The 23,841-nt window shown below is 73.6% G+C and carries 25 protein-coding genes and 1 pseudogene; 11 read left to right on the forward strand and 15 right to left on the reverse strand.

The features are described 5' to 3' along the window. Positions 1–28: 28 nt before the first annotated feature. A pseudogene (locus KUM40_RS25685) lies at positions 29–259 on the reverse strand (IMP dehydrogenase); the annotation flags it as partial. 390 nt (positions 260–649) lie between these two features. Here KUM40_RS25685 and KUM40_RS25690 point away from each other — a divergent pair. Further along, positions 650–1,147: a TetR-like C-terminal domain-containing protein gene (locus tag KUM40_RS25690; RefSeq protein WP_217168504.1), complete on the forward strand. Its 498-nt coding sequence runs from the start codon at positions 650–652 to the stop codon at positions 1,145–1,147. A gap of 346 nt (positions 1,148–1,493) precedes the next feature. Here KUM40_RS25690 and KUM40_RS25695 read toward each other — a convergent pair whose 3' ends face one another. Further along, positions 1,494–2,459, reverse strand: coding sequence for a pirin family protein (locus KUM40_RS25695; RefSeq protein WP_217168505.1), 966 nt, complete (start codon positions 2,457–2,459; stop codon positions 1,494–1,496). Positions 2,460–2,605: 146 nt separating this feature from the next. Here KUM40_RS25695 and KUM40_RS25700 point away from each other — a divergent pair, with 146 nt between their 5' ends. Then, positions 2,606–2,953, forward strand: a complete 348-nt coding sequence (locus KUM40_RS25700) for a tetratricopeptide repeat protein (protein ID WP_217168506.1) — start codon at positions 2,606–2,608, stop codon at positions 2,951–2,953. Between the two features lie 110 nt (positions 2,954–3,063). On the opposite strand, the gene KUM40_RS25705 is transcribed toward KUM40_RS25700, so the two are convergent. Continuing rightward, a complete protein-coding gene (locus KUM40_RS25705) occupies positions 3,064–4,497 on the reverse strand; it encodes a PepSY domain-containing protein (RefSeq protein WP_217168507.1) in 1,434 nt (477 codons plus the stop codon). 141 nt (positions 4,498–4,638) lie between these two features. Between KUM40_RS25705 and KUM40_RS25710 the strand changes: the two genes are divergently transcribed. Beyond that, positions 4,639–5,295, forward strand: a complete 657-nt coding sequence (locus KUM40_RS25710) for a peptide deformylase (protein WP_217168508.1) — start codon at positions 4,639–4,641, stop codon at positions 5,293–5,295. Positions 5,296–5,359: 64 nt separating this feature from the next. On the opposite strand, the gene KUM40_RS25715 is transcribed toward KUM40_RS25710, so the two are convergent. Continuing rightward, complete coding sequence (locus KUM40_RS25715) at positions 5,360–6,793, reverse strand: NAD(P)/FAD-dependent oxidoreductase (protein ID WP_217168509.1); 1,434 nt, start codon at positions 6,791–6,793, stop codon at positions 5,360–5,362. A 123-nt stretch (positions 6,794–6,916) separates the two neighbouring features. Here KUM40_RS25715 and trxA point away from each other — a divergent pair, with 123 nt between their 5' ends. Beyond that, positions 6,917–7,312, forward strand: a complete 396-nt coding sequence (gene trxA, locus KUM40_RS25720) for a thioredoxin (RefSeq protein ID WP_217168510.1) — start codon at positions 6,917–6,919, stop codon at positions 7,310–7,312. Between the two features lie 19 nt (positions 7,313–7,331). Here trxA and KUM40_RS25725 read toward each other — a convergent pair whose 3' ends face one another. Continuing rightward, positions 7,332–8,366 (reverse strand): LacI family DNA-binding transcriptional regulator, encoded by a 1,035-nt coding sequence (locus KUM40_RS25725; protein ID WP_217168511.1) that lies wholly within the window; start codon positions 8,364–8,366, stop codon positions 7,332–7,334. A 424-nt stretch (positions 8,367–8,790) separates the two neighbouring features. Next, the gene (locus KUM40_RS25730) at positions 8,791–9,480 is read right to left on the reverse strand and encodes a TetR/AcrR family transcriptional regulator (protein WP_217168512.1); all 690 of its coding nucleotides are present in this window, start codon (positions 9,478–9,480) and stop codon (positions 8,791–8,793) included. 158 nt (positions 9,481–9,638) lie between these two features. Here KUM40_RS25730 and KUM40_RS25735 point away from each other — a divergent pair, with 158 nt between their 5' ends. Continuing rightward, the gene (locus KUM40_RS25735) at positions 9,639–10,202 is read left to right on the forward strand and encodes an NAD(P)H-dependent oxidoreductase (protein ID WP_217168513.1); all 564 of its coding nucleotides are present in this window, start codon (positions 9,639–9,641) and stop codon (positions 10,200–10,202) included. Positions 10,203–10,262: 60 nt separating this feature from the next. On the opposite strand, the gene KUM40_RS25740 is transcribed toward KUM40_RS25735, so the two are convergent. After that, positions 10,263–11,168, reverse strand: a complete 906-nt coding sequence (locus tag KUM40_RS25740) for a LysR family transcriptional regulator (RefSeq protein ID WP_217168514.1) — start codon at positions 11,166–11,168, stop codon at positions 10,263–10,265. A gap of 141 nt (positions 11,169–11,309) precedes the next feature. Between KUM40_RS25740 and KUM40_RS25745 the strand changes: the two genes are divergently transcribed. Further along, positions 11,310–11,513: a hypothetical protein gene (locus tag KUM40_RS25745; protein ID WP_217168515.1), complete on the forward strand. Its 204-nt coding sequence runs from the start codon at positions 11,310–11,312 to the stop codon at positions 11,511–11,513. A gap of 36 nt (positions 11,514–11,549) precedes the next feature. Here KUM40_RS25745 and KUM40_RS25750 read toward each other — a convergent pair whose 3' ends face one another. Next, positions 11,550–12,257 carry an SDR family NAD(P)-dependent oxidoreductase gene (locus KUM40_RS25750; RefSeq protein WP_217168516.1) on the reverse strand — a complete coding sequence of 236 codons (708 nt, stop codon included), beginning with the start codon at positions 12,255–12,257 and terminating at the stop codon, positions 11,550–11,552. Positions 12,258–12,359: 102 nt separating this feature from the next. Between KUM40_RS25750 and KUM40_RS25755 the strand changes: the two genes are divergently transcribed. Further along, positions 12,360–13,199 (forward strand): helix-turn-helix transcriptional regulator, encoded by an 840-nt coding sequence (locus KUM40_RS25755; RefSeq protein WP_217168517.1) that lies wholly within the window; start codon positions 12,360–12,362, stop codon positions 13,197–13,199. A gap of 13 nt (positions 13,200–13,212) precedes the next feature. Here the strand turns inward: KUM40_RS25755 and KUM40_RS25760 are convergent, their stop codons facing one another. The 6 genes from KUM40_RS25760 to KUM40_RS25785 form a co-directional block, all read right to left on the reverse strand. Beyond that, a complete protein-coding gene (locus KUM40_RS25760; RefSeq protein ID WP_217168518.1) occupies positions 13,213–14,163 on the reverse strand; it encodes a TerC family protein in 951 nt (316 codons plus the stop codon). 118 nt (positions 14,164–14,281) lie between these two features. Further along, positions 14,282–15,301, reverse strand: a complete 1,020-nt coding sequence (locus tag KUM40_RS25765) for a sigma-70 family RNA polymerase sigma factor (RefSeq protein WP_217168519.1) — start codon at positions 15,299–15,301, stop codon at positions 14,282–14,284. Positions 15,302–15,382: 81 nt separating this feature from the next. Next, positions 15,383–15,751, reverse strand: coding sequence for a DUF6343 family protein (locus KUM40_RS25770; RefSeq protein ID WP_217168520.1), 369 nt, complete (start codon positions 15,749–15,751; stop codon positions 15,383–15,385). A gap of 40 nt (positions 15,752–15,791) precedes the next feature. Beyond that, complete coding sequence (locus KUM40_RS25775; RefSeq protein ID WP_217168521.1) at positions 15,792–16,217, reverse strand: CBS domain-containing protein; 426 nt, start codon at positions 16,215–16,217, stop codon at positions 15,792–15,794. 88 nt (positions 16,218–16,305) lie between these two features. Then, positions 16,306–16,740, reverse strand: a complete 435-nt coding sequence (locus KUM40_RS25780) for a PPC domain-containing DNA-binding protein (RefSeq protein WP_217168522.1) — start codon at positions 16,738–16,740, stop codon at positions 16,306–16,308. 39 nt (positions 16,741–16,779) lie between these two features. Next, on the reverse strand, positions 16,780–17,592 hold the full coding sequence (locus KUM40_RS25785) for an IclR family transcriptional regulator (RefSeq protein WP_217168523.1): 813 nt from the start codon (positions 17,590–17,592) through the stop codon (positions 16,780–16,782). A 94-nt stretch (positions 17,593–17,686) separates the two neighbouring features. Here KUM40_RS25785 and KUM40_RS25790 point away from each other — a divergent pair, with 94 nt between their 5' ends. The 4 genes from KUM40_RS25790 to KUM40_RS25805 are packed head-to-tail and all read left to right on the forward strand — an operon-like array spanning position 17,687 to position 21,807. Continuing rightward, positions 17,687–18,901 carry a cupin domain-containing protein gene (locus tag KUM40_RS25790; RefSeq protein WP_308401231.1) on the forward strand — a complete coding sequence of 405 codons (1,215 nt, stop codon included), beginning with the start codon at positions 17,687–17,689 and terminating at the stop codon, positions 18,899–18,901. Beyond that, positions 18,898–19,755 carry a fumarylacetoacetate hydrolase family protein gene (locus KUM40_RS25795; protein WP_217168524.1) on the forward strand — a complete coding sequence of 286 codons (858 nt, stop codon included), beginning with the start codon at positions 18,898–18,900 and terminating at the stop codon, positions 19,753–19,755. The genes KUM40_RS25790 and KUM40_RS25795 overlap by 4 nt, the downstream gene beginning before the upstream one ends. Then, a complete protein-coding gene (locus KUM40_RS25800) occupies positions 19,755–20,480 on the forward strand; it encodes a maleylpyruvate isomerase family mycothiol-dependent enzyme (RefSeq protein WP_374227418.1) in 726 nt (241 codons plus the stop codon). Before KUM40_RS25795 ends, KUM40_RS25800 begins: the two co-directional genes overlap by 1 nt. Positions 20,481–20,511: 31 nt before the next feature. Further along, positions 20,512–21,807 (forward strand): FAD-dependent oxidoreductase, encoded by a 1,296-nt coding sequence (locus KUM40_RS25805; RefSeq protein WP_217168525.1) that lies wholly within the window; start codon positions 20,512–20,514, stop codon positions 21,805–21,807. 30 nt (positions 21,808–21,837) lie between these two features. Here the strand turns inward: KUM40_RS25805 and KUM40_RS25810 are convergent, their stop codons facing one another. Then, entirely contained in the window at positions 21,838–23,808 is a 1,971-nt protein-coding gene (locus KUM40_RS25810) for a BTAD domain-containing putative transcriptional regulator (RefSeq protein WP_217168526.1), read from the reverse strand. Positions 23,809–23,841 lie beyond the last annotated feature (33 nt).

A 23,841-nucleotide genomic window follows, 5' to 3' on the forward strand; every position in this document is an offset into this window, starting at 1 on the left:
TGTCCTTCCGGGTGGTGCTGTGCGTGAGTCAGAGGGTGAGGAGGGACTTGAGGACACGGCGGTCGGCCATGGCCCGGTAGGCGTCCGGCGTCTGGTCGAGGGTGAAGCGGCGGTCGAAGACGCGGCCGGGATCGATGCTGCCGTCGAGGACGTCGGGCATCAGCCCTTCGATGTAGGCGCGGGCCGGGGATACGCCGCCGGTGAGCGTGATGTTCCGCATGATCATGGAAGGGCCTATGGGGCCCACCTCGATGCAGGGTGCGGATCGACTCGTCCTCGTCCGTTCCGGAGTCTGTGTAACCGTGTGACATCCCCGTGGCCCCCAGGCCGACGCGGGAGACCTCAAGGTCACGCAGTTTGGCCTTTTCATCGTCATGCACCTTTCCTACCTTTGGTGCGTTGTCTTCACAGTCTTGTCCCTGTGGCCGTGGACCGAGCGTGTGCCGCACCCATCCGGGGCCGTTGCGCCACACGGCGGCATCAATCACTGTGCCGCGTTTCCGCATGCGCAGGCAGGCCGAGCGCGGCCGAGGGCCGCGTAACCCTCGTCGGCGAGCCGATGCTCCGCCTCTGCGAGGTCCGCCAGTCTCGGGTCGTCGCGGGCGGCGCGTTCCAGGATGCCGAGGTGAAGCAGTAGCTGGTTCCCCAGGTGACCGCCACCGCTGTCACGGCACCGACGAGAGTGTCACCGAAGCGGTCGAAGCTGAGGGACGTCACGGTGCCGCCGGTACCGCCGACCTCGACGGACACGACGGACCACCATGCGGAGAGCTGCAGGGCGGATACCGCGAAGACGACGCCGACTCCCAGCGGCGTCCCGACCGTGCGCTGCGCGGCGCGGCGGGTGGCCCATGCCGATCAGTTCGCCGACCGTGCCGGCGACTCCGGCCGCCAACGCCATGCGCCAGGACGTGAAGAACTCGATCGAGTGGCCGCCCGGACGGACGTCGAGCCGGCCTCCCAATTCGACCAGCACCACGTCGGACCTCGCCGACGTCAGGCGTTCGCGCTCTTGGAAACGGCGAAGGAGCGCGGCCAGATCCGCACCGGCGTCGATCTCGGTGTCGTCGTCGACCTGATCTGGGGATCCTGCTACATCCGCCTGCTGTTGCCGCACATGACCGGAACGCTCACCGACCCAGCGTGAAAGCAGGGTGTAGCCGGGACAAATCCGTGGCGCGATCCCCTGCGAACGCCAATGCCGAGGAGGCCGCTCGCTGACGCGGCCGAGAGGGACGCGGCGCCGGTGACGCGGGCGGTTGTCTGGTCATCACCCGTAGCCAGCGGGATTGGCGGGGCGACAGCCGTTTCGAGGTCGGGGCGGTACGCCCTGACGCCTTCCAGGTCGCCCGGAACCACCTTGCTCACTGGCTGTGCGGTGGTCACCCAATGCCAACGCATCCGGCCGCCCAGCGCCCGCGAGGGACCGGTGAGGCGCGACGCGGGACGGCCGGTCGACCGGCCGTCACCGAGCCCTCAGCCGTTCCCGCTGGTCAGCGCATCCTTCCGCGCGGCTTCAGCGGCACCGCAGGCAGCTCGGGGGCGGGCAGCGGGGCGCCGTCGTAGCCCTTCACCTCGCCGAAGCGTGTTCCTTCCGTCCAGTCCCGGCGGGCCTGTTCGATCTCCTCCTGGGTGCGTCCGATCCAGTTCCAGAACATGATCAGCTCCTCCTCGAACGGCTCGCCGCCCAGGAGCATCAGGCCCGCGTCCGAGTCGGCCCGCAGGGGCAGTTCGTCGCGGCCGCAGCCGAGGTAGAGCATGGAGCCCGGCACCAGGGACACGCCGTCGACGTGGGCCTCGCCGCTCATGGCCAGTACGGCGTACTCGAAGTCCCGTTCCAGCGGGAGGCGTACGTCCGTGCCGCCGGTCAGGGCCAGGTCGGCGCCGACGAGGGGCGTGTACGTCGCGCCGGGCGAGGTGGCGGTGTCGAGGGTGCCGAGGAGCACGGTGGCCGCCAGGCCCGGTGCCGTGACGTGCGGCAGCTCGGCGTGGAACTCGAAGTGCGGGTCGGTGTGGCGGTGGGCGTCCGGGAGGGCCACCCACAGTTGCGCGCCGTGCAGGAAGCGGGCGTGGGCGAGGGGGCTCTCCTCGGAGTGGCTGATCGCGCGGCCGGAGGTCATCAGGCCCAGTTGGCGCGGGCGGATGGTCTGCAGGCTGCCGGTGGAGTCGCGGTGCAGTACCTCGCCCGCGTGCAGCCAGCTCACCGTCTGCAGGCCCATGTGCGGATGCGGCGGCACCTGCATGCCGGGCTCGTCGGAGATGTCGTCGGGGCCGTAGTGGTCGACGAAACACCAGGCTCCCACCATGCGCCGGCCCAGGTTGGGCAGCAGCCGGCGGACCTCGGTGGACTCGCCGAGCTTGACGTTGCGAGGGCTGAGGAGTTCCCGCACGGGCTCCGCCACCACGAAGCCGCGGCCGCCGCACAGGCTGGGAACCGCCTCGCGATCAAGATTGCTCATGCCGCCCAACCTAGCCCCGGCCGGCCCTCCGCGTCAGACGGTCCTCGAGCCGTCACCGTGGCGGGCGAAAGCATCCGCACCGCATCCCACCAGTAGTGGAATGTTCAACCATGCAGTGTGGTTGGAGAGGGCGAAGGAGGTCACGAGTGGACACGACGTACTACGACCACGGAACGCCCGCGGAGCGCTGGGAGCGCGCGCGGATGTTCTTCGACGCCAAGGACTACGCCGCCGCGGCGCGCGTCCTGGACGGACTGGTCGGGGAGGTGCCCGAGCAGACCGGACCGCGCCTGCTGCTGGCGCGCGCCTACTACCACTCGGCCCAACTGCGGCGGGCGGAGGCCGAGCTGCGGGTCCTGGTCGAGCGCGATCCCGTCGAGCGGTACGCGCGGCTGATGCTGGGCCGCACCCTCGAACGGCAGGGGCGGCAGGAGGAGGCCGACGCCCAGCTTCGGATCGCCTCCGCCCTGGCCGGCGAATTCGCCGGACTCTGAGCGACGGCCAGCGGCAGCGGCAGCGGCAAGGGCGACGACCATTGCGGCTACGGCGCGCGACGGTCGTGCGGACGGCGCGGCGGTGCGGGGCACCGCCGCGCCGTCGCGTTTCAGCGCCGCGCCGGCCCGGCGCCCGCGTACGTACGCCGTCCCCGCCGGTGGGCGACCTCGCCGAGCACGACGTCCAGCGCGACGAACGCGGCCAGCGGGATGCCCAGCAGCGGCACGAAGTAGCCGAGGACGGCGACCGCCGCCAGCAGCGGCACGAGGAGCAGCGGCGACACCTGCTGCCAGGCGCCGCGCGGGATCGGGCGGCCGAAGGCGGAGCCCCGGCCGCGCTGCCACCACATGCGGTAGCCCCAGACGACGAGCAGGATCAGGGACGCGGCGAGGAGCATCAGGGCGATCTGGTTGACCAGGCCGAACAGGCTGCCGGTGTGCAGGTCGATGCCCCAGCGGCTGAGCTTGGCGAGCACCGGGTAGTCGGCGAAGCGCAGGACGTCGGTGACCTCGCCCGTCGCCGGGTCCACGGCGACCGCGTCCTGCTTCTCGGGCCAACTGCGCTGTACCTGCTTCACGACGTAGGCGGAGGACGCGTCGGCGGGTGGCGTGATCTCCACCGGGTCGCCGAGGCCCTCGGCGCGCGCGGCGGCCAGCACCTTGTCGAGGCCGACCCCGTGCGCGGCGTCCCCGCCGGTACCCGCCGCCGCGCCGTGACCCGCGTGCTCACCGCCCCCGGACGCGGCTGCCGACACCGACGCCGACACGGACGGCGTGGTCTGGCCGAGCGCGGCGCGCAGGTCCTCGATGTTCGCTCCGGCGTACGTCGACCAGGTGAGGCCGGTCGCCGAGAGGAAGACGAACCCGGCCGCCGCCCAGGCGCCGACCGTGCCGTGCAGGCCGAGGGTGCGGCGGCGGCCGCCGGTGCCGCGCACCTTGCGCCGGGACCGGCGGCGGGAGAACCACAGCACCAGACCGCCGCCCGCGATCACCCACAGCCAGCTCGCGGCGAACTCGCTGTACAGCCGCCCCGGGTCGCCCAGGTGCAGGTCGCGGTGGAACTCGTCGATCCAGGTGCGCAGCGGCAACGCGCCGCTGGAGCCGTACTGTTCGAGGGCGCCGCGCACCTCGGCGGTGTACGGGTCGACGAAGACCGCGAGCGTGTGGTCCGGGTCGATGCCCTCGACTCCGGACAGCAGCACCCTGGTGGTGGCGTCGTCCTCGGGTGAGGGGCGTACGGCCGACACACCGCCCTCGGGGTGGGACCGCCGGGCGGCGGCGACCTGTTCGGAGATCGGGAGCTTGCGGTCGCCGGCCTCGGGGACGGTCAACTCATGGGCGTAGACGAGCTTCTCGGCCTGGTACGAGGCGGCGTAGAGGAAGCCGGTGGCCGCCGCGACCAGCAGGAAGGGGGCCACGAAGAGCCCCGCGTAGAAGTGCAGGCGCAGGACCAGGGGGCGCAGCGCGGACCAGTTGCCGGATGCGGGCGGCGGGGCGGCCGGCCCCGCTGCCTGGTCCGTGCCGGTCGGGGAGGTGGTCGTCATCGGTGGGCGCTCCGGGACGTCGTGGGGACGGGACGGTCCCCAGTGGTCGGGTCGCGGACGCGCCGGGTTCCCGTAGCCCGCAGTGGCGTGCGTCACAGCGGTGCCGGCGGAGAGTCCGACGGGCCGTGACATCCTGGCGCGATGGGAACTCCGAGTGGTCGTGCCCCTCTTGCCGAGCGGGTCGAGGAACTGCTGGCCGTCGGCGGCCCGTTGCCCGTCGTCACGGCCGGTGATCCGGTGCTGCGGCGCGCGGCCGAGCCGTTCGAGGGGCAGTTGGCGCCCGCGCTCCTGACGCGGTTCATCGAGGCGCTGCGCCTGACCATGCACGCGGCGCCGGGTGTCGGCCTGGCCGCGCCGCAGGTCGGGGTGGGGCTCAGGATCGCGGTGATCGAGGATCCGGCGCCGGTGCCGGACGAGGTGCGGGTGGCGCGGGGGCGGGTGCCGCAGCCGTTCCGGGTGCTGGTCAATCCGTCGTACGAACCTGTCGGCGCGGGGCGGGCCGCGTTCTTCGAGGGCTGTCTGAGCGTGCCGGGCTGGCAGGCGGTGGTGACGCGCCACGCCGAGGTGCGGCTGCTGGCGCGGGACGAGGACGGGCGGGCGGTGGACGAGGTGTTCGCGGGGTGGCCGGCCAGGATCGTGCAGCACGAGACGGACCATCTCGACGGCACGCTGTATCTGGACCGGGCGGAGCCGCGTTCGCTGGCGTCGAACGGGGCGATGGCGGAGCTCTGGTCGCAGCCGACGCCGGAGCGGGCGGCGTCGGCGCTGGGGTTCGAGCTGCCCGGCCCGGCGGACTGATCGCCCGCCGGGAATCAGCCCGCCGGGCTCCGGTGGGGCTGCCCGCGGCCGTCCGGGTCAGGGGTCAGTTGTCCCGGTACGTCTCCAGGAGCCTCAGCCACACCTCGCTGATCGTCGGGTAGGGCGGGACCGCGTGCCACAGCCGGCTGATCGGCACCTGTCCTGCGACCACGACGGTCGCGGAGTGGATCATCTCGCCGACGCCGGGGCCGACGAAGGTGACGCCGCGGACGATCTCGTCCTCCAGGTCGACGACCATGCGGGCGCGGCCCTTGTAGCCGTCGCCGTACAGGCTCGAACCCGCCACCGCGATGTCGACGTCGACGGCGCGGACCCGGTGTCGCGCCTGCTCGGCCTCGGCCAGGCTCAGGCCGACGGACGCGGCCTCGGGGTCGGTGAACACCACCTGGGGGACGGCGTCGTGGTCGGCGGTCGCGGCGTGCGCGCCCCAGGGGTCGGACTCCAGGATCGGGACCCCGGAGGCGCGGGCGGCGATGGCGGCTCCCGCGATGCGTGCCTGGTACTTGCCCTGGTGGGTGAGGAGTGCGCGGTGGTTGACGTCGCCGACGGCGTAGAGCCAGTCGTGGCCGTCCACCCGGAGGCTGTCGTCGACCGGCAGCCAGGAACCCGGTTCCAGTCCGACGGTGTCCAGGCCGATGTCGCCGGTGCGGGGCACCCGGCCGGTGGCGAAGAGGATCTCGTCGGCCTCGAGGCGGTCACCGGTGTCGGTGACGGCGACGACGGTGCCGCCCTCGCGGGTGACGGACTCGACGGAGACGCCGGTGCGGAGGTCCACGCCGGCCTCGGTGAGCGCCTCGGCGACCAGTTCCCCGGCGAAGGGCTCCATGCGGGCGAGCAGGCCGCCGTCGCCGCGCACCAGCATCGTCACCCGGGAGCCGAGGGCCTGCCAGGCGGTGGCCATCTCTACGGCGACGACTCCGCCGCCGACCACGATCAGCCGGCCGGGCGCGCTCTCGGCGCTGGTGGCCTCGCGGCTGGTCCAGGGGCGTACCTCGGCGAGTCCGGGCAGGTGGGGCAGGGCGGCGCCGCTGCCGGTGCAGACGGCGACCACGTGCCGGGCGGTCAGGGTGCGGCCGGTGCCGTCCGGGCCGGCGACCTCGACGGTGCGCGGCCCGGCCAGCCGCCCCTGTCCGCGGTAGAGGTCCGCTCCGATGCCCTCGACCCACTGGACCTGGCCGTCGTCCTTCCAGTGCGAGGTGAACGCGTCGCGGCGGGCGAGGACGGCGGCGGCGTCGAGGGGTTCCCGGACGGCCTGGGCGAGGCCGGGCAGGCGGCGGGCGTCCGCGCGGGCGAGGACGGGGCGCAGCAGGGCCTTGCTGGGCATGCACGCCCAGTAGGAGCACTCGCCGCCGACCAGTTCGCTCTCCACGATCGCGGTGGACAGTCCGGCCGCCCGGGTGCGGTCGGCGACGTTCTCCCCCACGGGGCCCGCGCCGATCACGACGACGTCGTACGTGATGGAATCCGATTGCGTCATGGGGTCAGTCTGGTGGGTGGTGTGCGGCGTGGCCACATGGGTACGTGCGCGGAATACCCGACCAGGTCGGCAGTGTTGTTTCGACGGCCTACGCCCCGAGACTTTAGGAAGAGGGATCAAGCCATGACCACCACCGTGGAGCTCACCAAGGAGAACTTCGACCAGAAGGTGACGGACAACGAGTTCGTCCTGATCGACTTCTGGGCGTCGTGGTGCGGTCCGTGCAAGCAGTTCGCCCCGGTCTACGAGAAGGCGGCCGAGGCCAACCCCGACCTCGTGTTCGGCAAGGTGGACACCGAGGCGCAGCCCGAGCTGGCGCAGGCGTTCGGCATCCAGTCGATTCCCACGCTGATGATCGTCCGGGACCAGGTGGCCGTGTTCTCGCAGCCGGGCGCGCTGCCCGAGGAGGCCCTGACGGACGTCATCGGTCAGGCCCGGAAGCTGGACATGGACGAGGTCCGCAAGGCGGTCGCCGAGCAGCAGGCACAGGCCGACGCCGACGGCCAGGCCGGCCAGTAGCGGACGGACCGGCCGCCGGTCAGCTCGACTCCCGGTGCACCACCGTCGCGCCCAGCACCTTGTGGCGCTCGGGCGCGGCGCCGGGGTCGTGCACCGCGCGGTCGACGAGTGCGGCCAGGTCGCGGCCGGCGGGCAGCTCCAGGTGGACGGTGCTCAGCCGGGGCCGGAGCAGGCGGCCCAGCATCAGGTCGTCGGCGCCGATCACGGCCGCTTCGGCGGGGACGGCGAGGCCCTCGTCCTGAAGGGCGCGCATCAGGAGCATCGCGTACTCGTCGTTGTACGCGAACACCGCGTCGAGGCCCAGGGAGTGCCAGCGGGCGGCGAGGCGGGCGGCGTCCTGTTCCTCGTAGGCGAGGGGCAGTTCGGTGACGGTGGCGTCGGTGCCCTCGACCGCGCGCCGGGCTCCGTCGAGGCGCGGTGCCGAGAAGACGTCGAGGCCGCCCTCCGTGGGCACGACGACGCCGATTCTGCGGCGTCCGCGGTCGTAGAGGTGGCGGGTCGCGCCGCGGCCGACGCCTTCCTGGTCGGTGAGCAGGGCGTGTGCTCCGTCCACGGCCTCGGGGCCGAGGGTGACGACCGCGCGGGCGCCGGAGCGTTTGAGGACCTCCACGCCCTGCGGGCCGAGGTCGGAGCCGGGTGCGAGGACGGCGACCGGGCGCAGTTCGGCCCAGGCGCGGGCGGCCTCGTCGCCGTGCAGGCCGACGGTGCCGTACTGCACGACGGTGTAGTCGAGGCGGCCGAGGGCCCACTGGAGTTCGCTCTGGAACCGGCTGTAGAGCGGGCCCGCGGGGAAGGACGGCGCGGGCATCAGGACCATACGGCTGTGTCCGGCGCGCAGTGATCGGGCCGCGGCGTGCGGGACGTATCCGAGTTCGCGGGCGGCCTCGTGGACGCGGCGGCGGGTGGGTTCGCTGATCCGGACGGCGCCGGTGTTGTTGAGGACGTAGGAGACGGTCGCGCGCGAGACGCCGGCCAGGCGGGCCACATCGGCGCTCGTGGGGACGGAGCGCGGTGCGGGGGGCTCGGGGGCCGACGGTTTCGGTATCTGCACCATGACGTACGGCATCTTGGCAGAAGCCGGGTACGGCGCGGCGGGCGGGGGAACGCGCCCGGGAGCGGGGGCGGTTCAGGCCCGGGAGCGGGAGCAGCCCAGGCCCCGGGAACGGGAGCGGTTCAGGCCGGGAAGGGTTCCGGCCGGGGGCAGGCCCGGGGAGGTCAGGCCCGGGAGGTCAGTCCGGGGGCCAGGGGTCACGCCCGGGGGTCAGGCCGGCGGTCACGCCCGGGGGCAGGCCCCAGGGGCAGGCCCGGCCACGCCCCAGGGGGCAGGCCCGGGGGTCCAGCCCGGCGGCCAGACCCGGAGGCCAGACCCAGGGATCCCGCCCGGCGGCCAGACCCAGAGGCCAGACCCGGAGATCCCGCCCGGCGGCCAGACCCAGAGGCCAGACCCGGAGATCCGGCCCGGCGGCCAGACCCAGAGGTCAGGCCCGCGGGTCTGGGGTGTGGACCAGCGGGGCGGTGCGGGTGACTCGGGCGACCAGGTCCATCCAGCCCTCCCGCAGCCGCTCCGCGGGCACCCCGCACTGTTCGGTGAGGTGGTGGATCAGGGCGGCGTCGAGATAGGCGAGCAGGGTGTGGGACAGGAGTTCGCTGTCGCCGTCCGGCACCGCCTGCCGCAGCAGCAGGGCGACGTGGCCGCGCAGGAAGCGGCGCGGCGCGGCGGTGTGGCGGCGTTCCGCGCTCGGCTCCGCGGCCAGTTGCAGGTCGAGTTCGTCGATGGAGCGGCGCAGCATCGCGCAGCCGAAGGCCCGCAGCCGCTCGACGGGGGGCGCGCCCGGCCCCAGGGGTGGCGGGCCGCTCAGGAGCGCGGCCTGGAACTTGCGCTCGGAGTGGTCCAGGAGCGCCGCCAGCAGCCCGGTGCGGTCGCCGAAACGGCGGAAGACCGTGCCCTTGCCCACCGAGGCCGCGACGGCGACCCCCTCCATGGTGAGGGCGGCCGCGCCGTGCTCGGCGACCAGCCGCTCGGCCGCGTCCAGCAGCCGGGCCCGGTTGCGCGCGGCGTCGGCCCGCAGGCAGGGCTCATCCTCCTCGGTCCCCGTGCCGACTTGCAGCAACTCGGACGGACCGACGGCATCCGGGGGCGTCGGGAAGGACGGCGGGGCGGCGGACATGAAGCCAGCGTAAAGCATCGGGAAGAAAACTGGACCGCGGTCCGTTTGGGATGTTAGAAATTAAACGGACCCCGGTCCGGATTGTTTCGACGGTGTTTCGCACCGGTCTTCAGCACCCTTCAGCACGTTCAACATCTGTTTCAGCACTGGGAGTACTCATGTCTGTCCGCATCCTTGCGCTCGTCGGCAGCCTTCGCGCCGGTTCGCACAATCGCCAGCTCGCCGAGGCGGCCGTCAAGTTCGCGCCGGAGGGCGCGGATGTACATCTGTTCGAGGGGCTCGCCGAGATCCCCTTCTACAACGAGGACATCGACGTGGAGGGCAAGGTACCGGCCGCCGCCGCGAAGCTGCGCGAGGCCGCCCAGGGCGCCCAGGCCTTCCTGCTCTTCTCGCCCGAGTACAACGGCACCATCCCGGCCGTCCTGAAGAACGCCATCGACTGGCTGTCCCGCCCCTACGGACAGGGCGCCCTCACCGGCAAGCCGGCGGCCGTGGTCGGCACCGCCTTCGGCCAGTACGGCGGCGTGTGGGCGCAGGACGAGGCCCGCAAGGCCGTGGGCATCGCCGGCGGCAAGGTGATCGAGGACCTCAAGCTGTCCATCCCCGGTTCGCTGACCCGCTTCGCCGAGACCCACCCGGCGGACGACGCCGAGGTCGCCGCGCAGCTCACCGAGGTCGTCGCGCGGCTGCACGGCCACGCGGACGAATCCGTCGCCGCCTGACCGGCGCACCAAGGACGTGTACGGGACCGGAGCTCGCCCGAGCTCCGGTCCCGGCCTGCGTCAGGCCACCGCCGCGGCGGCCAGCGTGCGCAGTTCCTCCAGCGCGACGGCGACCGCCGGACGCCGGTGGCCGCCACTGCGCGTGCAGGTCAGCAGCTTGCGGTGCGGCCGGTCCGCACAGGGCACCCGGACGATCGGCAGCTCGGGGGTCAACTGGGCGAGCCGGGGCACCAGCGCGACGCCGAGCCCGTGGGCGACCAGGTGGGCGGTGACGTTCCAGTCCAGCGCGTGATGGACCACGTCGGGGGTGAATCCGGCGGCACCGCACGCCGCCATCACATGCGGCCGGCAGGGGCTCTGCGGCACCGGCGCGATCCAGGCCTCGTGCGCCATGTCGGCGAGGTCTGCCCCGTCCCGCCCGGCCAGCGGATGGCCCTCGGGCACGACCAGGTCGAACGGGTCGTCCAGGAGCGGCCGCTGGTCGAAGCGCGCGTCGGCCGACGGCGGGTTGGACGGCGTCGCCTCCACCACGGCCAGATCGCTCTCCCCCTCGAAGAGCAGGTCGAAGCTCTCCGCCACCTCGACCTCCCGGATCCGCACCGACAGCCGCGGATGCCGCTCACGCAGCCGCGCGGCCATCGGGGCCAGCAGCACGGAGACGGCCACCGGGAATCCCGTCACCCGCAGCGGCCCGGCGGGGGTCCCCTCCCCCGCCCGCAGGTCCAGTTCGGCCTCGTCCCAGCGGGCCTCGATCGCGTCGGCGTGCTCGAGCAGGCTCACCGCGGCCGGAGTGAGCCGCACCCCGCGCCCCTGCGGCTCCAGCAGGTCGACCCTCAGGTCCCGGGCGAGCTGCCGGATCTGCTGGGAGGCGGCCGAGGGGGTGAAGTGCAGAGCGCGGGCCGCCGCGGTGACGGTGCCGTAGTGGGAGACGGCCCGGAGCACGTGCAGCCTGCGCAGATCAATCATGAAGTGCACGCTTCACGGTGGAGTCCGTAAAGTCAACCTGGACGTGAACAGATCCATGGCCGCACCCTGTCAGTGTCGCGACGGTCGATCGAACCACGCGCACCAGCCTTCCGACGCACCACAGACGCACGAGGAGTTGCCATGCCCAGCACGACCGGTGTCGTCTGCCCGCACTGCGGGTGGCCCGACGGTGCCGAGCCCTTCCAGGTGGTGTCCGCGCACCCCACCGGGGCGGGCGGCACCCTGTGGACCCGGTGCGCCTGCGGTTCGCTCCAGGCCCGCGTCGTCGACGCGCACGGCACCCGCGTGGTCTCGCGCGGCAGGCCCACACCGGCCGGCTGCTGACCCGATGACCCGGTGACCCGGTGACCCGGTGACCCGCTACCAGGGCAGCGGGCCCGCCGCGTCGAAGTAGCCGCCGGTGGGTCCGTCCGGGCCCAGCCGGGCCATCCGGACGATGACCTCGGCGCCCTGGGCCACGGTCTGCGTACCGGTGTTGCCGTTCAGGTCGGTCGCGGTGAAGCCCGGCTCGACGGCGTTGATCCGCATCCCGGGGAACGCCTTCGCGTACTGCACGGTCAGCGCGTTGACCGCGGTCTTCGACGCCGGGTAGGCCAGGCCGGGGTAGCCGTAGCCCGGACTTTCCGGCGAGGCGAGCCCGGTCAGCGAGGCCAGGCCGCTGCTGACGTTGACCACGACGGGCGCGGCGGAGCTGTGCAGCAGCGGCAGGAACGCGTGGGTCACGCGCACCAGGCCGAGGACGTTGGTCTCGAAGACGGTGCGCACCAGGTCGGCGGTCGTGCCGTCCGCGCCGGTCACGGTGTTGTGCTCGCCCCGCTGTTCGATGCCGGCGTTGTTGACCAGCACGTCGAGGCCGCCGTCGGCCGCCACGGTCTTCACGGCGGCGGCCACCGAGGCGTCGTCGGTGACGTCCAGGACCAGGGGACGCGCGCCCAGTTCCTCGGCGGCGCGGCGTCCGCGCTCGGCGTCGCGGGCGGCGGCGTAGACGGTGTGGCCGGCGGCGACGAGGCGGCGGGCCGTCTCGAAGCCGAGGCCCTTGTTGGCTCCGGTGATCAGTGTGTTCGTCATGGAATCCACCCTGCGGCGTGGCGGCCGGGGCAGCCAGGCGTCCCGTCTTCCTGGGACCACGGGTACCAGGTAGCCGGGACGCCCACGGTGTTCACTGGGGGTATGACGGCTACGGAGTTCGGGCGGGCGGTGCGGCTGCGCAGGGACCGGGTGTCCCCCGAGGCGGCCGGGCTGCCCGCGGGCGGTCACCGGCGGGCGGCCGGGCTGCGGCGCGAGGAGCTGGCGCTGCTGGCCGGAATCTCCGTCGACTATGTCACCCGGCTCGAACAGGGCCGGGCGGCCAACCCGTCGGCTCAGGTCGTCGAGGCTCTCGTGCGGGCGCTGCGGCTGCCGGCCGAGGAGCGCGCGCATCTGTTCCGGCTGGCCGGACTGGTGCCGCCGGGTCCCGAGGCGGTTCCGACGTACATACCGCCGAGCGTCCACCGGCTGCTCGACCGGCTGGCCGGCACCCCGGTGGCCGTGTACGACGCGACCTGGACGCTGCTGCTCGCCAACCCGCCCTACGCGGCGCTGATGGGCGATCCCTCCCAGTGGCACGGACCGGAACGCAACGGCGTGTGGCGCAACTTCGTCGGCCCGGGCAGCCGGGCCCGGTACACGCCGGAGGAACGCCGCGCCTTCGAGGCGGCGCTCGTCTCGGACCTGCGCGCGACCGCCGCCCGCTATCCCGCCGACCGCCGGCTCGGCCGGCTGGTCGCGGAGCTGCGCGCCCGCAGCGAGCTGTTCGCCGAGCTGTGGGAGACGGACGCGGTCGACCGGCACGAGGCGGCCCGCAAGACCATCGACCACCCACGGGTGGGACCCGTCACCCTGGACTGCGACGTGCTCGGCGTGGCCGGCAGCGATCTGCGGATCATGGTCTACACGGCCGAACCGGACACCGCGGACGCCGAACGGCTCGCCCTGCTGACGGTCCTGGGCACCCAGGAGCTGGTGGACTAGACCTCACGGCCCCTCACGGCCCCTCCTGTCGCCTCGCGGCCCACAGGCTTGTCGCCGTGGTGACGGCGAGGACCAGCACGATGAAGCCGAGCGAGAACGGGATGCCGATCTCCGGCACGTGCACGCCGGATTCGTGCAGGGCGTGCAGCACCAGCTTGACGCCGATGAAGCCCAGGATGACCGACAGGCCGTAGGAGAGGTGAACCAGCTTCCTCAGCAGGCCGCCGATCAGGAAGTAGAGCTGCCGCAGGCCCATCAGGGCGAACGCGTTGGCCGTGAACACGATGTACGGGTCCTGGGTCAGCCCGTAGATGGCGGGGATGGAGTCCAGGGCGAACAGGATGTCGGTGAACCCGATGGCGAGCATCACGACCAGCATCGGGGTCATGACGCGCTTGCCGTTCTGCTCGACCCACAGCTTGGTGCCGTGGTAGCGGTCGGCGACGCCGAAGCGGCGCTCGATCGACTTCAGCAGCTTGTTCTCCTCGTACTCCTTGTCGTGCTCGTCCTTGCGGGCGTCCTGGATCAGTTTCCAGGCGGTCCAGATCAGGAAGGCACCGAAGAGGTAGAACACCCAGGAGAAGGCGGAGATGATCGCCGCGCCCGCCGCGATGAACGCGGCGCGCAGCACCAGGGCGATCAGGACGCCGATCATCAGCACCCGCTGCTGGTACTGCGAGGGCACCGCGAACTTCGCCATGATCAGGACGAAGACGAACAGGTTGTCGACGCTGAGCGACTTCTCGGTGATGTAGCCGGCGAAGAACTCGCCGCCGGGCCCGCCGCCGCCGGCCACGAGCAGTCCCACGCCGAACAGACAGGCCAGGACCACCCAGACGGCCGTCCAGATCCCGGCCTCCTTGACGGACACGTCGTGCGGCTTGCGCCCGATGAAGAAGTCGGCGGCGACGAGGACGCACAGGCCCGCGACGGTCAGCAGCCAGGTGCTGAGAGAGACGTCCACCGGTGCTCCTCGGGTGCGGATGCGGGCGTGGGGAAGCAGGACCGCGTACAGGTTCTTGGTCAGGGTGTTTCCGGGGAGCGGCCACGGCAACCCGGCGGCTTCCATAAGCCGGCCGGGCTCAGCTCGCCCAGTCCAGCAGCCGTTCCCGGGTCTCGGGGGCGCGCAGTTGGGCGAGGGAGGCCTTCTCCAACTGGCGGACGCGTTCGCGGGTGAGGCCCACGTGCTGGGCGACCTGGTGCAGGGTGCGCGGGCGGCCGTCGTGCAGGCCGTAACGCAGGCTGAGGATCAGGGCCTCGCGGGGTGCGAGGGTGCCGACGGCCTCACGCAGTTCCGCCGCGAGCGCCTGGAACTCGGCGACCTCCGGAGCGCGCAGCACCTCGGTGTCGGGGATGAGGTCGCCGACGACGGTCTCGCCGGTCTCGTCCACCGGGGTGTCCAGGCTGACCGCGTCCCGTCCGACCCGCCGCAGCCAGACGACCTTGTCCCCGTCGATGCCGCTCTCGGCGGCGACCTCCTCGGTGGTCGGCTCGCGGTCGAGGCTCACGCGGAGTCCGCGTTCGACCTTGGCGAGCTTCTGGAGCTGTTCGACGACGTGGATCGGCAGCCGTACCGTGCGCGCGTGGGTGGCCAGGCCCCGTTCGATGGCCTGGCGGATCCACCAGGTGGCGTACGTGGAGAACTTGAAGCCCTTGGTGTGGTCGAACTTCTCGACGGCGCGGATCAGCCCGAGGTTGCCCTCCTGGATGACGTCGAGGAGAGGCAGCCCGCGGTGGGCGTGGCGCTTGGCCATCGACACCACGAGCCGCAGGTTGGCCCGCACCATGTGGTCCTTGGCCTCCCGGCCGTCGTGGACGGTCTCCTCCAGTGCGCGACGCCGGCCGGGCGTCGGGGCGGGTTCGCCGGTGTCGGCCGTCTCCAGTTCCTCCCTGGCCCGGACACCGGCCTCGATGCGGGTCGCCAGCCGCACCTCGTCCTCGGCGGTCAGCAGGGGCGTCGCACCGATCTGGGTCAGGTACTGGCCGAGCAGGTCGGGTTCCTCGTCGGGTTCGGGGATCCGGCTGCGCAGGCGCGCGGTACGGGTGGTGGCGCGGCGGTCCTCCCCGGAGCCCGCCGCGGGCGTTCGTGCCGGGGGAGCCATCTCGCTTCCTCCGTCCCCTTGCTCGGGTTCCTGGGGTTTCTCGGGTTCCTCGGGTCGTCGGGGTGTTCGGGGTCGTCGGGGTCATCGGGGTCCGGGGGGCTCGGAGGGGCGCGGGCCGGCGCTGCCTCGTTCCGTGCGCAGCCGTCCGATCACCACCAGCAGGTCGGCCGCGGCCAGCAGGGCGAGCGCCCCGCACACGACGGCGACGACCACGAGCATGCCGCGGCCCGGGCTTTCGCCGGAGCCGGTGCCGGCGGCCCAGACGCCGAAGAACACGGCCCCCGCGACGAACACCGGCAGGAAGACGGCCGAGAGCAGCAGCCGCATCCGCAGCGCGCTCTGCGCGCGGACCGGTTCGGTGCCGGTGCGCGGGGAGCGGCGGCCGACCGCGCCGGACCGCGTACGCGGGGCGGGTTCCGTGGCCCAGTGCGGGCGGTGTCGGTCGCTCATGCTGTTCCTCCCCGACGATCGGGGTGTCAGTGGCCGTGTGTCAGTGGTCGGGCACGGCCCGGCTGATGTCCGCGAGCGCGGAGTGCGGGTCGTCGGTGGCGGCGAGGTCGCCGAGGGTGACCACGCCGACCGGGACGCCGCCGTGTTCGACGACCGGGAGCCGACGGACGGCGTGGCGTCGCATCAGCTCGGCGGCGCGGTCGGTGGTGTCCTCGGGTTCGAGGGTGACGACGGGCGGCGGCGTGCACACCGCGCCGACCGTGGTGGCGTCGGGGTCCCGGCCGTCGGCGACGCTGCGGAGCACGATGTCACGGTCGGTGAGGACACCGAACAGGTCGCAGTCGTAGGTCACCAGGACGTCTCCGACGTCCTCCTCGCGCATCAGCCGGGCCGCCCGCGCCACCGTCGTCATGGGCTCGACGGCCACCGCGGCCGGTGACATCACGTCTCGGACATGCCGTGTCATGGTCTCGCCTCCCGGAGTGTCGGTACGGGGTCGGGTGCGGCCCGCGTAGCCCGCACCCGGACCGGTAAACCGTTCCGCGACGAGCGGCTCAGCCCAGGTCGATCAGCGCCAGGCCGATGTCGGGACGGTGGGTCTTGGCCAGCTCGGCCGGGCTGTCCCGTACGACGACCTCCAGCGTCGGCCAGACCCGGCCGGACAGCAGGTGACCGCCGCGGGTGGAGCCGTCGGACAGGCCCAGTACGGCGTGCAGGTGCGGGACCGGTCCGGCGTCGGCGACGGCGATGTCCCCGATGAGGGAGAGCACCTCGCACTGCTCGTCCACCGGGATGTGCCGGTAGTCCTTGGCCTGCCGGTCGAACCAGCCGACGACTGCATCCGAGAGGGCGCCCACGGCGGTCACCTGGGAGGCTCCGAGCGACCGGTCACGGGCAAAGCCGGTGAGTTCGGCGACCGGGTCCTCGCCGGGGTCGAGCACCACCACGTACACCGCGGACGGACCGTCCTGGACCTGCTGCCACTTCATGGACCGGCGGGTACCCGGCGCGGGCCGGTGCAACCCCGGTCAGCGTGCCGCCGCGGGACCCTCGGCGGGACGAGCGGCGGGACCCGCCGCGAGGTCCGCCTCCAGTGCCCGTGCCGCCGCGTCGAGCGTCGCGACCAGGGAGGGCAGGCGGTGCGGGTCGTAGCGCACGCTCGGCATCGACACCGACAGGCCGGCCACCGCCCGGCCGTGCTCGTCGCGCACGGGGACGCCCACCGCCACCAGCCCCCGCTCGGAGCGCTCCTGGTTCACGGCGAAGCCGCTGCGGCCCACGCGCTCCAGCTCGGTCCGGAGCACACCGAGGTCGGGGAGGTCGCCTGGCCGGTCACGGTAGCGCTCCGGCGCGTACACGTCGGCCAGCTCCTCCTCGCTCAGCTCGGCGAGCAGCAGGAGCCCGGTCGTGGTGCGGTGGGCGGGGAAGACCATGCCCTCGCGGGAGCCGACCCGCAGTGCCTGGGTGCACTCCTCGCTCGCGATGAAGCGGGCGGTGTCGCGGGTGCGGATGGTCAGGTTCGTCGTCTCGTTCAGGAGGTCGACGACGCGGTGCAGATGGGGCAGGGCGGCGGTGCGCAGCGTCGAGACCTGGGAGCGGGAGTGCGCGGCCAGTTCCAGGACGGGTCCCGCGTGGTAGACGCGGTGGTCGTCCCGTACGGCGAAGTCCCGGTAGACCAGCATGGCCAGCAGGCGGTGCGCGGTCGACCGGGCCACGCCCAGCCGGTCGGCGACCTCCGAGACGGTCAGCGCGCCCTCGAGCTGGAGCATCGTGGCGGCGCGCAGGGCGTGGTCGACGCTGGTGATGGCGTAGGCAGGCGGGTTCTTGAGCGGCTTGTCCAACGGGCCCCCATGGTCGGGATCCAAGGGTGCGATCCGGGATTCTGCTCTCCAGAATCTACATGTCCTTCCTGCGGATCGGAGACACGCTGAGCCGGTGACTTCCTCCATCGCTTCAGAGACCGTCGCTGCAGAGACCGTCGCTTCAGAGGCCGACTCCTCAGGCACCGTCACGGACTCCTCCCCCGTCCGGCTCCGGGCCGTCGCCGCGGCGGACCAGCCCGAGGTCACCCCGGCGCTCGAGCAACTGTACCGGGGCTTCGAGCAGGAACTGCTCGTGCCGCTGTGGACCGAGATCGGCGACCTCATGCCCGCTCACCCGCGCTCCCGCGCCGTGCCGCACCTGTGGCGCTGGGAGCGGCTGCGCGAGCTGGCCGCGCGGGCCGGCGGCATCGTGCCGGTCGGGCGCGGCGGTGAGCGCCGGGCCATCGCGCTGGCCAACCCGTCGCTGGGCGGGCGGCCGTTCGCCACGCCGACGCTGTGGGCGGCGATCCAGTACCTGATGCCGGGCGAGGACGCGCCCGAGCACCGGCACACCCAGCACGCGTTCCGCTTCGTCGTCGAGGGCGAGGGCGTGTGGACGGTCGTCGGCGGTGATCCGGTCGCCATGCGGCGCGGGGACTTCCTGCCGCAGGCCGGCTGGAACTGGCACGCCCACCACAACGCCACCGCCGAGCCGATGGCCTGGATCGACGGTCTGGACATCCCGTTCCAGTACGTCACCGAGGCCCAGTTCTTCGAGTTCGGCCGCGACGAGATCAGCGACGCCGAGCGCGTCACCCCCGAGCGGTCGCGGGCCGAGCGGCTGTGGGGCCACCCGGGGCTGCGTCCCGTCTCCGCGGGTGCGACCGGCCCCGGCTCCCCGCTGCTCGCCTACCGCTGGGAGCACACGGACCGGGCGCTGGCCGACCAGCTCGCCCTGGAGGCCGAGGGGTACGGCGGCACCGTCGGGCCCGGTCACGCGGCCGTGCGGTTCAGCGATCCGGCGTCCGGGGCCGACGTGCTGCCCACCATCCGTGCCGAGATGCACCGGCTGGCGCGCGGCGCCGAGACCGCGCCGGTGCGCGAGACCGGTTCGTCGGTGTACCAGGTCTTCGACGGCTCCGGCACCGTCACCGTCGGCGCCGCCTCGTGGTCGGTGACCCGCGGCGACCTGTTCGTCGTCCCGTCCTGGCAGCCGTTCTCGGTGCGTTCCGAGGCCGGTGCCACCGACTCCGACTCCGGCGCCCTCGACCTGTTCCGTTTCAGCGATTCCCCGGTCTTCGAGGCACTGCGCCTGGACCGCACCCATGTGGAAGGACCCACCCGATGAAGCTCGCCACCCTCCGTGTCGACGGCGCCACCCGCGCCGTGAAGCTGGACGGCGACGTCCTGGTCGACCTCGGCGCACCGGACGTCGGCGCCCTGCTGGAGCGGGACGGCTGGGCCGAGCGGGCCGCCGCGGCCTCCGCGACGACGGGGACGACAGGGACGACGTACGCCGTCGAGGGCGCCGACCTCGCGCCCGTGGTCCCCCGCCCGTCCAAGGTGGTGTGCGTGGGCCTCAACTACCGCAACCACATCCAGGAGATGGGCCGGGAACTGCCCGAACACCCCACCCTGTTCGCCAAGTTCGCCGACGCGCTGATCGGCGCCCGCGACGACATCGCGCGGCCCGCGGAGACCGACGCGTTCGACTGGGAGGTCGAACTGGCGGTGGTCGTCGGCGCCCCGGTGCGCCGCGCGAAGGGGGCTGGGGCGGAGGCGGCGATCGCCGGTTTCACCGTCCTCAACGACATCACCTGCCGGGACTGGCAGTTCCGCACCCGTGAGTGGCTCCAGGGCAAGATGTGGGACTCCAGCACGCCGGTCGGCCCCTACCTGGTCACCCCGGACGAGCTGCCCGGCGGTGTCCGTCCGGCGCTCGACGTCCGGCTGAGCGTGGACGGCGAGGTCATGCAGTCCGACTCCACGGCCGACCTGCTCTTCGACCCGGTGCACCTGGTGGAGTACGTCTCGACGGTCGTAAGGCTGAACCCGGGGGACGTCATCGCCACCGGCACCCCCGGCGGTGTGGGGCACGCGCGCAGGCCCGAGCGCTATCTGCTGGGCGGCGAGACGGTCGTCGCCGAGATCGACGGCATCGGGCGGCTGGAGAACCGCGTCGTCAAGGAGAAGTCCGCCTGATGTCCCGGATATCTCGGATGTCTCGAACATGCCGGCCGTTCGACGAGACGCGCGCGTGGGCCCTGCTCGGCACCCGGCTGCTGGCCGGGGCGGCCGACGCCGCGCTGGACGCGCCCAGCGCCCTGCCGGGCTGGACGCGGGGGCACGTCGTCGCGCACGTCGCCGCCAACGCCGACGCACTGGGCAACCTCGTGCACTGGGCCGCCACCGGTGACAAGACCCCGATGTACGCCTCGCCCGAGGAGCGAGGGGCCGGGATCGAGAAGGGCGCGCTGCTGCCCGCCGCCGAGCTGCGGGCATGGCTGCGCGACTCGGCGCAGCGGCTGGAGTCGGCGATGGCCGCGCTGGACGAGGACCAGTGGCGGGCGCAGGTCGTCACCGCCCAGGGCCGGACGGTGCCCGCGACCGAGCTGCCCTGGATGCGCTCGCGCGAGGTCTGCGTCCACGCCGTCGACCTGGGCACGGGCGTGTCCTTCGCCGACCTGCCGCCCCGTTTCCTCGCCGCGCTCTGCGAGGACGTCGTGGCCAAGCGCGCCGCGGGCCCCGGCCCGGCGCTGCTGCTGGCGGCCTCGGACACCGGCGCCCGCTGGGAGCTGCCCGGCGAGGGCGACCCGCTCGAGGTCACCGGACCGCTGGCCGAGCTGACCGCCCACCTCACCGGGCGGGCGAGCACCCTCACCACCCGCCACGGCGAACCGGCCCCCGCTCTGGGCCCCTGGCTCTGAGCGGAACGGCCCACGACACACGGAAGTGACCATGAACCCTGCGACACCAGCCACCCCGACATCCACCCCGGGCACCCCGGGCACCCCCGACGTCATCGTCGTCGGCGGCGGCATCGGTGGCCTCAGTACCGCGTTCGCCCTGACCCGGCAGGGGCTGCGGGTCCGCGTCCTGGAGCGGGCCAAGGAGTTCGGCGAGGTCGGTGCCGGCATCCAGATCGCGCCCAACTGCACCCGCATCCTGGACGAGTACGGCCTGCTGGACGAGGCGAAGAGCCTCGGCGTGCTGCCTCAGAACATGGTGATGCGCGACGCGCTCGACGGCCGGGAGCTGACCCGGCTCGACCTGCGCGACCTGGAGCGGCACTACGGCTTTCCGTACATGGTCATCCACCGCAGCGACCTGCACGGCATCTTCCTGCGCGCCTGCCGCGCCGCCGGTGTCGAGCTGCTGACCGACCGCACGGTGGTCGCCTACGAGCACACCGGCGCCGGCACCGGCACCGGCGCCCGGGTGCGTCTGGAGGACGGCCGCACCGAGGAGGCGCCGCTCGTCGTCGCCGCCGACGGGCTGCACTCGGTGGCCAGGCGTCAGCTCGTCGGTGACGACGTCGTCAGCTCCGACTACGTCGCCTACCGCGCCGCCGTCCCGATCGAGGAGGTGCGGGGCAACGGCGTCGCGGAGAAGGACGTCACCGTGCATGTCGGCCCGCGCTGCCACTTCGTGCAGTACGCGCTGCGCGGCGGGGACATGTTCAACCAGGTCGCCGTGTTCCGGTCGCCGAAGGCCGTGGCGGGCCGGGAGGACTGGGGCACGCCCGACGAGCTGGACGCCGCGTTCGACGCCACCTGCGACACGGTCCGCAAGGGCATCCCGCTGATGTGGCGGGACCGCTGGTGGCAGATGCTCGACCGGGACCCGGTCGAGACGTGGGTGCACGGCAGGATCGCCCTGCTCGGCGACGCCGCGCACCCGCCGCTGCAGTACATGGCGCAGGGCGCGATCATGGCGATCGAGGACGGCTGGGTGCTCGCCCGGCACATCCGTCGCCACGGCACGTCCGAGGGCCCCGACTGGGACGCCGTGCTCACCGCGTACGAGGCGGTCCGCGTCGAGCACTGCCGCCGCGTGCAGTCCACCGCCCGTTCCTGGGGCGAGCTGTGGCACCTGGACGGTGCGGAGCGTCTGCGGCGCAACGCGATCATGCGGGACCGGGATCCGTACGACTACGGCTTCACGGACTGGGTGTACGGCCCCACCGCGCTGGCTCCCGACGAGGAGCCCGCGATGTTCACGCCGATCCCGCTGGCCTCGGCCCGCCCGCGATGACCCCGGCCTCACCGCGTCCCCTCGTCGCGTTCACGCCTCCAGCGTCCCGCGGATCGCGGCGAGCCAGCCGTCGACCGGTCCGAAAGTGAGCAACCCGCTGCCCGCGCCCGCGAGTTCACCGGACGCGGGCAGCAGCCGTGCGTACGTGCGCTCAAGGGCCGGGGTGTCGCCGAGTTCGAGGGCGAGCGCGGCCTCGGCGCAGCACAGGGCCTCGTAGAGGAGGTCGGGCGGCGGTTCGGGGAGGGCCCGCAGGGCGGTCCGGGCCTCGGTGTCACGGCCTTCGGCCAGCAGGGCGAACGGCTCGGCCCAGGGCCGGTACGGGCCCCACTGCGCGTCCGGGTCCACGTCGGCCGGCCGGCCGTGGGCCAGCCGCAGGCCGAGCAGGGCGAGGGGCAGGAGTCCGCGTTCCAGGCCGGGCATGCCCGCGCCGTCGAGCCGGGCGGCGGCCGACCGGTAGGCGGCCTCGGCGCTGTCGTAGGAGCTGCCCGAGGCGGCCTCGCGCAGGGCCCGGTACCACTGGGTGAAGACGGCCACGAGCGGCCGTTCGTGCCGTTCGGCGAGGCGGTCCACGGCCGTCGCGTGCTCGTCGGCGGCGGTGAGGTCGGCGAGCGCCGAGCGTGCCTGGAGCCGGATCAGCCGGCCGAGCACCGCGTAGTTGACCAGGCCGTGCCGGGTGCCGAGCGCGACGAGTTCGGCGCCGATCGCGTCGCGGCGCGGCGCCAGCCCGGCGCCGGTGCAGGACTGCATGAAGACGCCGTTGAGGGCGAACGCGAGCAGCGCGGGGTCGTCCAGGCGGCGGGCGGTCCGCTCGGCCTCGGCCGCCGCCCGCGGGCCGCGCGGGGAGCGCACGCCCCGGGACTCCAGGGCGACGGTGGCCAGCAGGCGGCAGCGTGCCGCGTCGGCGCTGGGGTCCTCGGGCAGGGCGGCGAGGGTTCGTTCGGCCGCCGCGACGATCCGCCCGGCCAGTTCGGGATCGTCGCTGCGGGTCCAGTTGGCGGGGACGTCGTAGGCGCCGATGACCCGGGCCGTCAGTTCCGCGTCGCCCGTCTCCTCCGCCGCCGCGACCGCCGTCATCCGGTGCTCCCTGGCCGCCTCCAGACCGCCGCCGCCGGTGACGGCCAGGCTCCGCAGCAGGCCGACGGTGGATTCCAGGCGGGCGTGGGCACCGGCGGCGACCGTGCGGTCGTACGCCTCCGTCGCCCGGGCCCACAGCCGGGCCGCCGCTTCCGCGGGCTCGCCAGGCGGGTCCAGGTCCGGGTCCTGGGCGAGGATGCCGGCCTCCAGGCGGCGCAGCCGGGGCCCCGGGTCGATGCCCAGGTGTCCGGCCAGCAGGGCGCGGGCCCGGCGCAGCACGGCGAGGGCGTCCGCCTGCCGCCCGCTCCGGTACAGGGCGAGGGCGAGCAGTCGCCAGGACTCCTCGCGCCAGGGGTGCTCGGTGAGGTGCGCGTCCAGGTCGGGGACCGCCTCGGCGGCGCGGCCGAGGTCCACGAGCAGTTCCGCCCGGCGTTCGACGGCGCGCAGCCGCAGTTCGGTGAGCCGGGAGCGCTCGCCCCGGGTCCAGTCCTCCCCGCCGAACTCGGCGTAGGCGGGTCCCCGCCACTCCCCCAGGGCCGCCCGGAGCCGGTCCGGGGCCTGGGCGGCGGGCAGCCGGTCCGCCTGGGCGACGGCCGCCTCGAAGCGCCACGCGTCCACCGCGTCCGGGGCCGCGCGCAGGGCGTATCCCGGGCCCTCGGTGACCAGCAGCCGGGCCGGGGCGCGCGGCGGGCGGTCGGGTTCCAGGGCGCGGCGCAGGTCCCCGACGAAGGTGCGCACCGCTCCCACGGCCCGCGGCGGCGGCGCCTCCCACAGGTCCTCGACCAGGCGGGCGAGGGGGACGACCCGTCGCCGGGCCAGGATCAGCCGGGCCAGCACGGCGCGGTGCCGGGGGCCCTTGAGGGCGAGCACGTGGGCGTCGCGCGCGGCGGTGACCGCGCCGAGCACGCCGAACGTGACCGCTTCCATGTTCCGTCCGCTCCGATCCGCCACCGCTCGTGC

The organism is Streptomyces sp. AC512_CC834 (assembly GCF_019049325.1).
Taxonomy (GTDB): domain Bacteria; phylum Actinomycetota; class Actinomycetes; order Streptomycetales; family Streptomycetaceae; genus Streptomyces.

Excerpts from the sequence above, each read along its gene's own strand:
- KUM40_RS25695 (WP_217168505.1), bottom strand. The coding sequence starts at position 2,459 with ATGAGCAATCTTGATCGCGAGGCGGTTCCCAGCCTGTGCGGCGGCCGC.
- KUM40_RS25705 (WP_217168507.1), bottom strand. The coding sequence starts at position 4,497 with ATGACGACCACCTCCCCGACCGGCACGGACCAGGCAGCGGGGCCGGCC.
- KUM40_RS25710 (WP_217168508.1), top strand. The coding sequence starts at position 4,639 with ATGGGAACTCCGAGTGGTCGTGCCCCTCTTGCCGAGCGGGTCGAGGAA.
- KUM40_RS25715 (WP_217168509.1), bottom strand. The coding sequence starts at position 6,793 with ATGACGCAATCGGATTCCATCACGTACGACGTCGTCGTGATCGGCGCG.
- trxA (WP_217168510.1), top strand. The coding sequence starts at position 6,917 with ATGACCACCACCGTGGAGCTCACCAAGGAGAACTTCGACCAGAAGGTG.
- KUM40_RS25725 (WP_217168511.1), bottom strand. The coding sequence starts at position 8,366 with ATGGTGCAGATACCGAAACCGTCGGCCCCCGAGCCCCCCGCACCGCGC.
- KUM40_RS25730 (WP_217168512.1), bottom strand. The coding sequence starts at position 9,480 with ATGTCCGCCGCCCCGCCGTCCTTCCCGACGCCCCCGGATGCCGTCGGT.
- KUM40_RS25735 (WP_217168513.1), top strand. The coding sequence starts at position 9,639 with ATGTCTGTCCGCATCCTTGCGCTCGTCGGCAGCCTTCGCGCCGGTTCG.
- KUM40_RS25740 (WP_217168514.1), bottom strand. The coding sequence starts at position 11,168 with ATGATTGATCTGCGCAGGCTGCACGTGCTCCGGGCCGTCTCCCACTAC.
- KUM40_RS25745 (WP_217168515.1), top strand. The coding sequence starts at position 11,310 with ATGCCCAGCACGACCGGTGTCGTCTGCCCGCACTGCGGGTGGCCCGAC.
- KUM40_RS25750 (WP_217168516.1), bottom strand. The coding sequence starts at position 12,257 with ATGACGAACACACTGATCACCGGAGCCAACAAGGGCCTCGGCTTCGAG.
- KUM40_RS25755 (WP_217168517.1), top strand. The coding sequence starts at position 12,360 with ATGACGGCTACGGAGTTCGGGCGGGCGGTGCGGCTGCGCAGGGACCGG.
- KUM40_RS25765 (WP_217168519.1), bottom strand. The coding sequence starts at position 15,301 with ATGGCTCCCCCGGCACGAACGCCCGCGGCGGGCTCCGGGGAGGACCGC.
- KUM40_RS25770 (WP_217168520.1), bottom strand. The coding sequence starts at position 15,751 with ATGAGCGACCGACACCGCCCGCACTGGGCCACGGAACCCGCCCCGCGT.
- KUM40_RS25775 (WP_217168521.1), bottom strand. The coding sequence starts at position 16,217 with ATGACACGGCATGTCCGAGACGTGATGTCACCGGCCGCGGTGGCCGTC.
- KUM40_RS25780 (WP_217168522.1), bottom strand. The coding sequence starts at position 16,740 with ATGAAGTGGCAGCAGGTCCAGGACGGTCCGTCCGCGGTGTACGTGGTG.
- KUM40_RS25795 (WP_217168524.1), top strand. The coding sequence starts at position 18,898 with ATGAAGCTCGCCACCCTCCGTGTCGACGGCGCCACCCGCGCCGTGAAG.
- KUM40_RS25800 (WP_374227418.1), top strand. The coding sequence starts at position 19,755 with ATGTCCCGGATATCTCGGATGTCTCGAACATGCCGGCCGTTCGACGAG.
- KUM40_RS25805 (WP_217168525.1), top strand. The coding sequence starts at position 20,512 with ATGAACCCTGCGACACCAGCCACCCCGACATCCACCCCGGGCACCCCG.
- KUM40_RS25810 (WP_217168526.1), bottom strand. The coding sequence starts at position 23,808 with ATGGAAGCGGTCACGTTCGGCGTGCTCGGCGCGGTCACCGCCGCGCGC.